Genomic DNA, 12,303 nt, shown 5'->3' with positions numbered 1-12,303 from the left:
ACCATCCGAACATGGGATGTCTGAGTGTTCTGTGTGAGCCGACGAGCCCCTACTAGTCAAGGAACAGAATGCAGACTCCATCCGTTTCGCCCCGGAGACCCACTCGTGGACCGCGCTTATCGGCTGCTGCCGCCGCATGCGTGATGGCGCTGCTGACCATGGTGCTGGCGACCGGGGCGACATGGTCCGCCTCGGCACCCGTGGCACCCCTGGTGAGCTCGGCGTCGGGGAGGTGTCTGGACGTCAAGGGAAACGTCGGCACGCCGGGAACGGTGTTGGACATCTGGGACTGCAACGGCCAGGCCAATCAGGCATTCGAGTTCACGTCGTCGGGCGAGCTGAGGACGATGAGCGGCTCCCGGTGCGTGGACGCCTATGACAACCGGACGGCTCCGGGAACCCCGGTGGTCGTCTGGTCGTGCGACGGGCGGCCGAGCCAGACGTGGCGGCAGAACTCCGACGGGTCGATCACCGGTGTCCGGTCCGGCTTGTGCCTGGACGTCAACGGGGCGGGCACGGCCAATGGCACCGCGGTCATCCTGTGGACCTGCAACGGCCAGAGCAACCAGAAGTGGAGCACCTCGGCATCTCCGCCCTCGCCCGGCGGGTCGGGCCCGTGCGACATCTACTCCGTGGGCGGTACGCCGTGCGTGGCCGCGCACAGCACGGTGCGGGCGCTCTACGGTTCGTACGGCGGCGCCCTGTACCAGGTCAGGCGCGCCTCGGACAACGCGACCAGGGACATCGGTGTGCTGAAGCCCGGCGGCTTCGCCGACGCGGCGGCCCAGGACTCGTTCTGCGCCGGTACCTCCTGCGTGATCACGGTCGTCCGCGACCAGTCCGGACACGGCAACGACCTGTGGTACCAGGGGTCGGCCCAGGTCCCGGGCTCGAGTCAGAGCAGCCCCGCGAAGGCGACCTCCGAGTCGCTGACCGCCGGGGGCACCAAGGCGTACTCGCTGTACATCAATCCCGGGAACAGCTACTGGCGGGACGGTCACCTGACGGGCGTGCCGACCGGTGCCGCACCCGAAGGGGCGTACATGGTGACCAGCGGCACCCACGTCAACGGCGGCTGCTGCTTCGACTACGGCAACAGCGAGACGACCAGGAAGGCTGACGCCGCCGGGGCCATGGACGCGATCAACTTCAGTACCCAGTGCTGGTTCGGTGGCTGCTCGGGAAGGGGCCCCTGGGTGCAGGCCGATCTCGAGTGGGGCCTGTACTCCGGCGGCAGCCAGTCCTGGAACCCCAACCAGCGGGCGTTCACCAGCAAGTTCGTCACCGCGATGCTGAAGAACAACGGGACGTCGAGGTTCGCCCTCAAGGGGGGCGACGCGCAGTCCGGCGGCCTGACCACCCTGTATGACGGCGGGCTTCCCGGCGGATACAGCCCCATGAAGAAACAGGGAGCCATCGTCCTGGGCAGCGGCGGAGACTGCTGCAAGCCCGGCGGCGGCGCCAACCTGAGCGCCGGCACCTTCTACGAAGGAGCGATCGTCGCCGGTTACCCCTCCGACGCGACGGACAACGCGGTGCAGGCCAACATCACCGCCGCCGGCTACCGCTGAGTTCCTTCAGCACGTGCGGTAGGGCGGTCCTCCCCCACCCGACCTGCGAAAGGAACACACCGTGTCAGCAGTCAGACGGCTGGTCCGGCGCCTGCGTGCCTCGACGGCCGTGCTCACGGGCCTCGTCCTGGCCGCCGGCGGCCTCGTCGGCATGGCCGCCGAGCCGGCCCATGCCGCCACCTCCATCACGGTCAACGGCGCCTCCGGCGGCCGGACCTTCGACGGCGTCGGCGCGATCAGTGGCGGGGGCGGCAACAGCAGACTCCTGATCGACTATCCCGAGCCCCAGCGCGCCCAGATCCTCGACTACCTCTTCCGGCCCGGATACGGCGCCTCCTTGCAGATCCTCAAGGCCGAGGTCGGCGGGGACACCAACTCCACTTCGGGAGCCGAGCCCAGTCACCAGCACACCCGCTCCGACCTGAACTGCGACCGGGGCTACGAATGGTGGCTGATGGAGCAGGCCAAAGCCCGCAACCCGAACATCAAGCTGTACGGGCTCGCCTGGGGCGCGCCCGGCTGGATCGGCGGCGGGAACTTCTGGTCCACCGACATGGTCGACTACCTGGTCTCGTGGCTGGGCTGCGCCAAGCGGCACGGGCTGAGCATCGACTACCTCGGCGGGTGGAACGAGCGAGGTTACAACGTCACCTGGTACCAGCAGCTGCGCGGCGCGCTCAACAGCAACGGCTACGGCAACGTCAAGATCGTCGCGGCCGACTCGGACTGGGCCGTGGCGGGCGACATCAACTCCAACCCGGCGTTCGCCTCCGCCGTGAGCGCCATCGGCACGCACTATCCCTGCGGCTACCGGTCGTCGCAGTCCAACTGCTCGGTGCCGGCGGCCGCCCTGTCGTCCGGCAAGCCGCTGTGGGCGAGCGAGAACGGCTCGGACGACTACAACGCAGGAGCGCAGGCCGTGGCCCGCGGCATCAACCGCGGATACATCGACGGACGCATGACCGCGTATCTCAACTGGCCGGTGGTCGCCGCGCTCACACCCAACCTGCCGTACCCCACCATGGGTCTCACCCTGGCCTCGCAGCCGTGGTCCGGCTCCTACTCGGTCGGAAAGAACACCTGGGTGATGGCACACACCAGCCAGTTCACCGCCCCGGGATGGCGCTACCTCGACGCCTCCAGCGGCTACATCGGCGGCAACCGGACCAACGGCAGCTACGTCTCGCTCAAGTCCGCCGACAGCTCCGCCTGGTCCACGGTCATCGAGACGATGGACGCCGGCAGCGCGCAGACGCTGAACCTCGACGTCACCGGGGGGCTGTCCACCGGGACCGTGCACGTCTGGTCCACCGACGTCAGGTCCGGCAACACGGCCGACCACTTCGTGCACGCCACCGACATCACCCCGTCGGGCGGCGCCTTCAGTCTGACCGTGCAGCCCGGCCACCTGTACACCCTGACCACCACGACCGGCCAGGGCAAGGGCACCGCCACCGGTCCCGGCCGGAGCGCACTGAAGCTGCCGTACAGCGACTCCTTCGACGGCTACGCCACCGGCACCGAGGCGAAGTACCTCATGGACTGGCAGGGTGCCTTCGAGGTGGTGGGCTGCGGCGGCGGCCGCGGCGGCAGGTGCGTGCGCCAGATGAGCCCGCAGAAGCCGATCACCTGGGACGCGCTGACCGATCCGCACGCCCTGCTCGGTGACGTGAGCTGGGGCAACTACACCGTGTCGTCAGACGTGCTGCTGGAACAGCCCGGATACGCCGAGCTGATCGGCCGTGCGGGCGGGCACGACTACGACCGCACAGGAGGGCAGAACGCCTACCGCCTGCGGGTGAGCGACACCGGGGCGTGGTCGATCCTGAACTCGAACACCAACGGCAGCGTCGTCACCCTGGCCCGCGGCACGATGGGCGCGCTGGGCACCGACCGGTGGCACACCCTGGCCCTCACCTTCTCCGGCACCGCGATCACCGCCGTCATCGACGGCGCCACGGTGGGCACCGTGAACGACCGCACCTGGGCGGCCGGGCAGATCGGCTACGGGACCAGCCAGGGCGAGACGGCGCAGTTCGACAACCTGTCCCTGACGCCCGGCAGCGGCGGCAATGACGGCGGCACGACCGGCCCGATCGCCGGGGTCGCCTCCGGCCGGTGCGTCGACGTGCCGAACCAGTCGCAGACGGCCGGTACCCAGGTCGCTCTGTGGGACTGCAACGGCGGCGCCAACCAGCAGTGGACGGGCACCTCGGCCGGTGAGCTGCGGGTCTACGGCAGCTACTGCCTGGACGCCGCGGGCCAGGGCACCAGCCCCGGTACCAAGGTGGACATCTGGAACTGCACCGGCGGCGCCCACCAGAAGTGGACGCTGCACGCCGACGGAACGATCACCGGTGTCCAGTCCGGCCTGTGCCTGGACGCCACCGGCGCGGGAACGGCCAACGGCACCCCGCTGCAGCTGTGGACCTGCACCGGCGGCGGCAACCAGAAGTGGACGCGCGACTGATCCAGGTGACCGGCTGACGATCACCGACTCCCGCACCACCTACGTCAACTCCCCGAGAGGCTCCGTATGTCCTCATCCTCCCTGCCGCTCAGCCGCCGCAGACTGCTGGCGGCGGCCGGCGCGACCACGGCCTTCGGCCTGCTGCGGTTCGCCCCCGAGGCCGCCGCGACCGACGGCCCCGCGAGCTACACCCCGACCTGGCCCTCGGTGGACCAGCACCCGCCGGCCCCGGCCTGGTTCCAGGACGCCAAGTTCGGCATCTACTACCACTGGGGCGTCTTCAGCGTTCCCGCGTTCGGGAACGAGTGGTATCCGCGCAACATGTACATCGGCGGCTCGGCCGAGAACCGCCACCACATCGCCACCTACGGCGACCCCTCGGCATGGCCGTACAACAACTTCATCGACGGTGCCCGCGACAAGGCCGGCCGTTACGTGCAGTTCGCCCCCAAACTCGTCTCCCAGGGCGGCGCGTGGGATCCCGGGGCATGGGCGCAGCTGTTCAAGGCCGCGGGCGCCAGGTTCGCCGGCCCGGTCGCCGAACACCACGACGGCTTCTCCATGTGGAACAGCCGCTCCAACCCGTGGAACTCGGTCCAGCACGGCCCCGGACTCGACCTCGTGGGGCTGCAGGCGCAGGCCATCCGCGGGCAGGGACTGAAGTTCATGGCCTCGCTGCACCACGCCTACCACTTCACCGGCTTCTACGACCACGTGCCGTCCCAGTCGGACGCGAGGCTGCGCATCCTCTACGGCCAGCAGGGCGCGGCCGCGGAGAACAAGCTCTGGTACGACAAGCTGGTCGAGGTCGTCGACGGCTACCAGCCGGACCTGGTCTGGCAGGACTTCAACCTGCACATGGTGCAGGAGTCCTACCGGCTCCAGTTCCTCGCGCACTACTACAACCAGGCGCTCGCGTGGAACAAGGACGTGGTCGCGACCTACAAGGACGGCTTCAACAACAAGGGTGAGGTCTTCGACTTCGAGCGCGGCGGCCCGGCAGGGCTGCTCACCCCCTACTGGCTGACCGACGACAGCATCTCCTCCTCCAGCTGGTGCTACACGGAGGGCATCGGCTACTACTCGACGCAGGCCATGCTCCACTCGCTGATCGACCGGGTCAGCAAGGGCGGCAACATGCTGCTGAACATCGCCCCGATGGCCGACGGCACCATCCCCTCCGGGCAGCGGTCCATCCTGCTCGCCATGGGTGACTGGCTCGGCCGCTTCGGCGAGGCGGTCTACGACACCCGCTCGTGGGCCAGTTACGGCGAGGGCCCCACCAAGATGGGCGGAGGCTCGTTCAGCGGACCGGTGGCCGGCAGGCCACAGGACATCCGGTTCACCCGCAGTAAGGACAACAAGGTCCTCTACGCCACCGCGCTGGGCTGGCAGGGCGGCACCCTGACCATCACGACGCTGAACTCGAACCAGATCAATCTCAGCAGTCTGACGGGCGCCAAACTCCTGAACAACACCGCGGGCACCTACATCGACCTGCCCGCACCGACCCAGAACGCCTCCGGGCTGCACCTCACCATGCCCTCGTCCAACGCCCCGTTCAACGCACTGGCGTACACGGTCAAGCTCACCTTCTCCGGTGAGATCCCCGTCCTGGGCGCGCCGGGCGGCTCCACGACCTGGGTGAAGATCGCCAATGTGACCAGCGGCCTGGCGCTCGACAGCGGGGGCAACGTCACCTCCGGATCCAACCTCAAGCAGTGGAACTACGACGGGAGCACCAACCTGCAGTGGCAGCTGGTCGCCCTCGGCAACGGCTACTACCGCCTGGTGAACCGCACCAACGGCATGGTGGCCGACAGTTACGGCAACTCCGTCAACGGCGCTCCCGCCCGCCAGCAGGCGTGGAACGGCGGCAACAACCAGCAGTGGTCGCTGAACAGCCTCGGCGACAACCGCTACCAGATCGTCAATCGGGGCACCGGCACCGCCCTTGACGGCAGCGGCAGCACCACTGTCGGCTCCACCGCGGTGATGTGGACTCCGAACTCCAGCACCAACAACGCGTGGACCATCACCGCGCTCTGAACACGAGCGCCCCCTGACCATCTTTCGACCATGTCGACCACGGAAGAAGGAGAGTATGAAACGCACACCGCTCTTAACCTCCATCGCGGCCGCGCTACTTCTGGTCCTGGCGACCGCGGGCACCTCGTCCGGCAGTGGCCTTGGCCCGCCCGCGGCGGCCAGGAAGAGCGTCGCCGCCGCCGCGGCGAGCGCCGGCTGCGGCAAGGCCCCCACGCTGACGAGTGGTACACGCACGATTCAGAGCGGCGGCCAGACGCGCAGCTACATCCTGCGGGTTCCTGCCGGCTACGACAGTAACCGCCCCTACCGGCTGGTCTTCGGTTTCCACTGGCGGGGCGGCACCGCGGGCGACGTCGACTCGGGCGGAACGGACGGGTACAACTGGTCCTACTACGGTCTCAGGCGCCTGGCGGACAACGCGAACAACAGCACGATCTTCGTCGCCCCCCAGGGCAACGGCAACGGCTGGGCCAACCCGGGCGGCCAGGACGTGGCCTTCGTCGACGCCATGGTCAACCAGATCGAAGCGGGTCTGTGCGTCGACACCACCCAGCTGTTCGCCGGCGGCTTCAGCTACGGCGGCGGGATGTCGTACGCCCTGGCCTGCTCCCGGGCGACGGTCTTCCGCGCCGTCGCGGTCTACTCCGGTGCGAACCTCAGCGGGTGCAACGGAGGCACCCAGCCCATCGCCTACATGGGTCTGCACGGCATCGGGGACAACGTGCTGCCCATCTCGCTGGGACGGGAACTGCGCGACACCTTCGTGCGGAACAACGGCTGCACCCGGCAGAACCCGCCCGAGCCGGGCAACGGAAGCCGGACGCACATCATCACCACGTACTCCGGATGCAGGTCCGGGTACCCCGTCGTCTGGGCCGCGTTCGACGGAGGCCACGACCCCGGTCCCGTGGAGGGGTCCACCGGTAGCGGCTGGCGCACCTGGACGTCTGCAGCGGTGTGGCAGTTCTTCACACAGTTCGGCTCGGACACGCCGCCGCAGCCCTCCGGCAACCAGAAGATCATCGGTCAGCAGTCGGGGCGCTGCCTCGACATCAACAACTCCACCACGGCCAACGGTACGCAGGCACAGCTGTGGGACTGCAACGGCGGCTCCAACCAACGGTGGACCCACACCGCCGGAAAGCAGCTGGTCGTCTACGGGAACAAGTGCCTGGGCGTCGGCCAGGCAGCGGGCAACGGCACCCCGGCGGCGATCTGGGACTGCAGCGGGCAGGCGGACCAGCAATGGAACATCAATCCTGACGGCACGATCAGGGCGGCGCAGTCGGGGCTCTGCCTGGACGCCAGCGGCCAGGCGACTGCCAACGGGACGAAAATCCAGGTGTGGAGTTGCTCGGGCGGCGCGAACCAGCGCTGGCGGCTGGAGAACTGACACACCGGTCCGGACACGGCAACGCGGGGCACCGATCGGCCAGGGCCCGGGAGGCCCGGCCGGTCGGGGAACCACAGGGAGAACGGTCGCCTGAGCCATCAACTGGCGGCTGAACCCGAGGTGTTCGCCCGAACGGGAACCATCCCGTACGCGCGAACGCCTCGGATTCCCTTTCCGGGCTGGAAGGCCGCTGCGGTCGGTCACCTGGTGCTCGGGGTGGATGCCCGCGCCGCGCACTATTGACCCAGACTTCCGACAGGGAAATGCACTATGCCTTGGGTCACTTCCCTTCCTGGCTTTGAGGCATGACAACGTTTCAGGTTCCTCAGCGCATGAGCTTCTCCGCCGTCGCCCCGAAGGTCTTCAGGGCCGTCCTGGCGCTCGACTCCGCCGCCCGTGAGGGGCTCGACCCGGTCCTGCTGGAGCTGGTGCAGATCCGCGCCTCCCAGATCAACCACTGCGCGTACTGCATCGACTACCACACCTCAGACGCCCGCAAGGCCGGCGAGACGGAAGAGCGGCTCTACCAGCTCTCCGCCTGGGAGGAGTCGAGCCTGTACACCGAGAAGGAGCGGGCCGCTCTGGCGCTGACCGAGGCCGTCACCCTTCTGCCCCAGGGCGTGCCGGACGAGGTCTGCAGCGAGGCCGCGAAGCACTTCGACGACAAGGAGCTCGCCCAGCTCATCGCGCTCATCTTCACCGTCAACGCGTGGAACCGGATGAACGTCACCACGCGCAAGACCCCCGGCACCGAGTAAACCGACAGATCCCCGTCACGGGCGGTGGCCGACCCACCGGGGCCACCGCCCGTTCGCCCTCACAAGCCGGCTCGCCGTCCTGGCGGTGGCCCTGGGCGTCTTCTCTCTGATGACCTCCGAACTCCTGCTGGCCAACCTGGCCTCGGCCTTCGCGACCGGATTCCCGGTCGCCCTGGCCTGCATGGTCTTCCTGATGCCGAAGGTGCCGGCCGAGCGGACCATCACGTTCAAGGACCTGCCGAGCTGTACGTCTCCAGGCTGTGGATCGGCGCCGTACTCGCCACCACTCCGCAGGAACGTGACGCCTCGCTCACGGACCGAAGAGTCAGAAGCGATCAAAAGTCGATCACAAGAAGCTTCTATTCCGATCATCGGAAGATGAAGAGGGGGAAGAGTCGGCCCACTTGAGCGGGCCGACTCTTCCCGTGCCGTTTCGCGCGCCAACGCGTCAGGCTCATTTCCCCTGTTCAATCATGGTTGGAGCCAAGGAAACAGGGCACCGCGCACTGTGTTGCGGTGGTTCGGAAATTGTTGCCGCTGAGCAGAGGGCGTGCAATCAGCGGCGAGAAGAAGTGAATCAACGAGCCTTGAACGGCCGTCGACCGCTGTCCGCCGGGGCCGAACCTGCTGGCCAGAGGTTGATTCACTATGTCCCGCTCCAGTTGCGAGTGACTTTGGCGGTGGGACGGTCATGCACCAACTCTCACTCCCCTGCGAAGTCCCATATCCAGGTGGCAGGATGTGTGCGCCTTCGCGGGAGCGCCAACTGCCGTGAAGGGACGTTTGGTTGGAGCCGATGGAGAACGGCACGCTGTCGCGAGCCACGTGAGAGACGGACAGGGACCATGCACAGCAGCCATTCATGCCGCAGGAATGGAGTATGACGCGGTGGGACGACCCGAGAAGCCGATTCCGGACCCGCTGAGTCCCCTGGGCAGACTTGCCACTGCCCTGCGTAACGGGCGCCGGGGCATCGGTCTTTCCTACGCCGAACTCTCAGAGCGGACCGGGTTCCACAGCCCCGCGACACTGCAGCGGGCAGCGTCGGGCACCGTCGTTCCCAAGCGGGACGTGGCATGCTCCTTCGCACGTGCCTGCGAATTGGATGTCGACGCGATCACTCAGCTGTGGATCGCCGCCTATCGCGGGAGTATGGCCGGCCGCAGGACCGGCGATCGAGTGCGGGAAGGGAACGCGCCACGGCCTCATCTCATCAGGGACTTCGACAGCCTCTGTCGGGCCCTGAAGCAGTTGCGGCTGCTGAACGGAGCGCCCTCGTTCCAAGTGATGGCCAACAGGGCACGCGCCGCTCGCAAGGAGTTGTCGCGCAGTACCGCCAACCGGATCTGCGCCGGCCAGCCACCAGCATCCATCGAGTGCCTGGAAGCCTTCCTCATCGCCTGCGAGGTACCGCCGCGCGGCCATGAGGCGTGGTTCGAAGCCTGGCTACGGGCGGGGCAGCATGCCACTGCCGCACGCCAGGGCTACGGCATGCGTGAGGAGATGAAGCAGCTAGAGGCCGTGGTCGCCGAAAACCTCAGCGGCAAGGTGGCTCAGGAGACCGCGGCGCGGCTGCTGCGGAAGGCCGGCTTCGAGTCCCTGGAACGCTACCGCCGCTTCGAGGCGCCGTGGACCGTGGAGTGCATGCAGTGCGCTACCACGTTCCGGGTCAGGCTGTCCGATGTCGTCATGGGGCGGGCCTCGTGCCTGACCTGCGCAGAGGTTACCGACCACGTACGTGAAGCGTGGGTCGAAATGCTGTCGAATCGGGCCGGTCTGCTCAGCAGTCAGCAAGTGCGTGCTTTGCGCGCCGTCACGGTGCTGCAATCCCGCCTGCATCGCGACCACTTGGACGTTCCTGTGTTCGTGACGGACCGCAAGACAGAGTTCATTCTGCAGTCCACCGCATGGCACCCGGCTCTGAAGGCCGCCCTGCGGCGCCATATCCGGCCCCAGGTCCGCCTGGACGTCCTGCTCGTCTGCAAGTACGAGGCCAACGGACGGCAGCGCCGGCTCGCCATGGCCGCCGGCCTGGTGGGCGGCCCCGTGGAGACGGCGGCCGGCCCGCAGAAGCCACACAGCACGACCGGCACCGCGGTCGAAGAGCCAACCGAGCCCGGAGCTGAGCGGAACACCTTCCAGGGCTCGCGCAGCTCCACCCCGCCGGCGGGTCATACCCCGCAGTCCTGGGAGGCGACCAGCAACAGCGGCCCCTGAGGCCGCCCGCCCCCAGACCTGCGTACCCCCAGCTGCGACCTGCTGAAGGAGCACCGCCTGGGGGCGGTGGAGCACGCACAGCGCCTGACTACGGTCCGCGATGTCCAACCGGAAGACGGCGGGATGCCCGTCCCAGACAGCCGCAACCGGCAGATGCCAGCCGAGTGCTGTCGACACCGCGTAGTCGAGCCCCCAGTGCGCTCAGGGGCCCCGTCGGCGGGCCTCGCCCCCTCCCTTCCCCCCTCACAGGCCCTCAAGCCCAAGGACAGATCCGATCATGCACTGCTCAGTTTCCCAGCTGACGGAGAACGCGTACCGCCCATGCATCCGCCTGGTGCTGAGCAGCGACGCCTCCCAGGAGACCTTCAGCGGCTCCTGGACATGGCCGGCCGTCATCGGTCTGGCCAGCCTCGCTGTCACCACGTACTTCTCCGTCGTCCAGGTGCGCAAGAACCACCGCGCCAAGGAGGCGAAGCGCTACCGGGCCGACTACGACCTGCTGGACGAAACCGTCGTCGTGCTCGACAAACTGGCCGGCGTCGCTGTGCAAAAGGCGGACATGGTCAAGCTCGGCGAGCTCCTCAGCCGCATCAAGCAGGCCGAACGCCGCTTTCCCGACCTGCCGTTCGGCGGGGTGGTGGCTCACATCGACGCCTACAGGAAGACCCCGCTGCCGGACGACTTCCACCGAAGACTCGGCAGCAGAAGGGTCGCCCTGGACGACCTGCTCGAGCTGTCACGTCAGCAGGGCGCCGCGATCGCAGGTGCCCTGGCAGCCATCCAGACTGTGCAGAGCGAGATCGACCGCCGTACCGACTGATCGGGCGCCGGCATTCGTCGTGTCCCAGACGCCGGGTTCCAGTGCTGTGCGCGGGCCGGCTGCCTGAGGACCGCCGAACCCACACTCCGCGCTGCCGGAGTCGGCCAGGCGCGGGGATCTAAACGCTTTGAGACAGTCGCACGATCTCTCGTAGGTTGGCCCGCGTGACCATCGAGGTGCCATACCAGCCGCTTGCGGTCGACCAGTCGGACGTTCGCTACGCCCACGGCCCCGACTCGGCTGTACAGCCGGGGGTGCCCGCCGGCGAGACCATCGAGTTCGCCTGGGACGACAGCGCGATCTACCCGGGCACGTCACGGAAGTTCTGGGTTCATGTGCCCGCGGGGTGCGACCCTTCGGAGCCGGCATCGCTGATGGTGTTCCAGGACGGATGGTGGTACCTGAATCCCGAAGGGGAGGTCCGCGGCGCCATCGTCCTGGACAACCTCGTCCACCGCGGTGACATCCCGGCCACCATCGGCGTATTCGTCGACCCCGGCGTCTTCCCCGACACCGAGGATCCGAAAAACCGCAACGCCGAGTACGACGCATTCGACGACCGGTACGTCAGCTTCCTCCTGACCGAGATCATCCCTCAGGTCACGAAGCGGTACTCGATCACCGAGGACCCCGACCGGTGGGGCATCTGCGGCGGCAGCAGCGGCGGCAACTGCGCCTTCACCGCAGCCTGGCTGCGCCCGGACAGATTCCGCCGGGTCATCGCATGCCTGTCCAGCTTCACGCAGATGCCAGACGGCAACCCCTACCCCGATCTCATTCCCAGCCTCCCCCGCAAACCCCTGCGCATTTTCATGCAGGCCGGCCACCGCGACCTGCGCTGGAACGAGCCCGAGTGGAACTGGCTCGCCAGCAACTTGCGCGTCGCGGCCGCTCTCGCCGAGGCCGGCTACGACTTCCGCCTCGTCCTGGGCGACGGCGGCCACAGCCCCAATCACGGGGGTGTGCTCCTTCCCGACGCCCTGCGCTGGTTGTGGCGACCGGACGATCGCCCGGACTAGGTGGTG

Annotated in this window: 9 protein-coding genes; all 9 read left to right on the top strand. The window is 68.0% G+C overall.

What is annotated here, in order from left to right; all coding sequences use genetic code 11:
• Positions 1–143 precede the first annotated feature (143 nt).
• Positions 144–1,571 carry an arabinofuranosidase catalytic domain-containing protein gene (locus ACFZDA_RS17295; protein WP_391081524.1) on the top strand — a complete coding sequence of 476 codons (1,428 nt, stop codon included), beginning with the start codon at positions 144–146 and terminating at the stop codon, positions 1,569–1,571.
• A gap of 61 nt (positions 1,572–1,632) precedes the next feature.
• Positions 1,633–4,041: a ricin-type beta-trefoil lectin domain protein gene (locus ACFZDA_RS17290; RefSeq protein ID WP_391081522.1), complete on the top strand. Its 2,409-nt coding sequence runs from the start codon at positions 1,633–1,635 to the stop codon at positions 4,039–4,041.
• A gap of 66 nt (positions 4,042–4,107) precedes the next feature.
• A complete protein-coding gene (locus tag ACFZDA_RS17285) occupies positions 4,108–6,090 on the top strand; it encodes an alpha-L-fucosidase (protein ID WP_391081519.1) in 1,983 nt (660 codons plus the stop codon).
• 55 nt (positions 6,091–6,145) lie between these two features.
• Positions 6,146–7,483 (top strand): RICIN domain-containing protein, encoded by a 1,338-nt coding sequence (locus ACFZDA_RS17280; protein WP_391081515.1) that lies wholly within the window; start codon positions 6,146–6,148, stop codon positions 7,481–7,483.
• Positions 7,484–7,815: 332 nt separating this feature from the next.
• A complete protein-coding gene (locus ACFZDA_RS17275) occupies positions 7,816–8,241 on the top strand; it encodes a carboxymuconolactone decarboxylase family protein (RefSeq protein ID WP_391081512.1) in 426 nt (141 codons plus the stop codon).
• Between the two features lie 109 nt (positions 8,242–8,350).
• Positions 8,351–8,623, top strand: a complete 273-nt coding sequence (locus tag ACFZDA_RS17270) for a hypothetical protein (RefSeq protein ID WP_391081510.1) — start codon at positions 8,351–8,353, stop codon at positions 8,621–8,623.
• A 491-nt stretch (positions 8,624–9,114) separates the two neighbouring features.
• A complete protein-coding gene (locus tag ACFZDA_RS17265; protein ID WP_391081507.1) occupies positions 9,115–10,458 on the top strand; it encodes a helix-turn-helix domain-containing protein in 1,344 nt (447 codons plus the stop codon).
• 277 nt (positions 10,459–10,735) lie between these two features.
• Complete coding sequence (locus tag ACFZDA_RS17260) at positions 10,736–11,278, top strand: hypothetical protein (RefSeq protein WP_391081506.1); 543 nt, start codon at positions 10,736–10,738, stop codon at positions 11,276–11,278.
• A gap of 164 nt (positions 11,279–11,442) precedes the next feature.
• Positions 11,443–12,297: an alpha/beta hydrolase-fold protein gene (locus ACFZDA_RS17255; RefSeq protein WP_391081503.1), complete on the top strand. Its 855-nt coding sequence runs from the start codon at positions 11,443–11,445 to the stop codon at positions 12,295–12,297.
• Positions 12,298–12,303: the final 6 nt, after the last annotated feature.

It is taken from the genome of Streptomyces sp. NPDC007991 (assembly GCF_042958445.1).
Lineage (GTDB): Bacteria > Actinomycetota > Actinomycetes > Streptomycetales > Streptomycetaceae > Streptomyces.
Note: the sequence above shows the minus strand (reverse complement) of the source record. Positions and strands in the feature narration are given on the sequence as shown.

Bases quoted from the DNA above. Each gene is read 5' to 3' on its own strand.
- ACFZDA_RS17295 (WP_391081524.1), top strand. From the start codon at position 144: ATGGCGCTGCTGACCATGGTGCTGGCGACCGGGGCGACATGGTCCGCC.
- ACFZDA_RS17285 (WP_391081519.1), top strand. From the start codon at position 4,108: ATGTCCTCATCCTCCCTGCCGCTCAGCCGCCGCAGACTGCTGGCGGCG.
- ACFZDA_RS17280 (WP_391081515.1), top strand. From the start codon at position 6,146: ATGAAACGCACACCGCTCTTAACCTCCATCGCGGCCGCGCTACTTCTG.
- ACFZDA_RS17275 (WP_391081512.1), top strand. From the start codon at position 7,816: ATGAGCTTCTCCGCCGTCGCCCCGAAGGTCTTCAGGGCCGTCCTGGCG.
- ACFZDA_RS17270 (WP_391081510.1), top strand. From the start codon at position 8,351: ATGACCTCCGAACTCCTGCTGGCCAACCTGGCCTCGGCCTTCGCGACC.
- ACFZDA_RS17265 (WP_391081507.1), top strand. From the start codon at position 9,115: ATGGAGTATGACGCGGTGGGACGACCCGAGAAGCCGATTCCGGACCCG.
- ACFZDA_RS17260 (WP_391081506.1), top strand. From the start codon at position 10,736: ATGCACTGCTCAGTTTCCCAGCTGACGGAGAACGCGTACCGCCCATGC.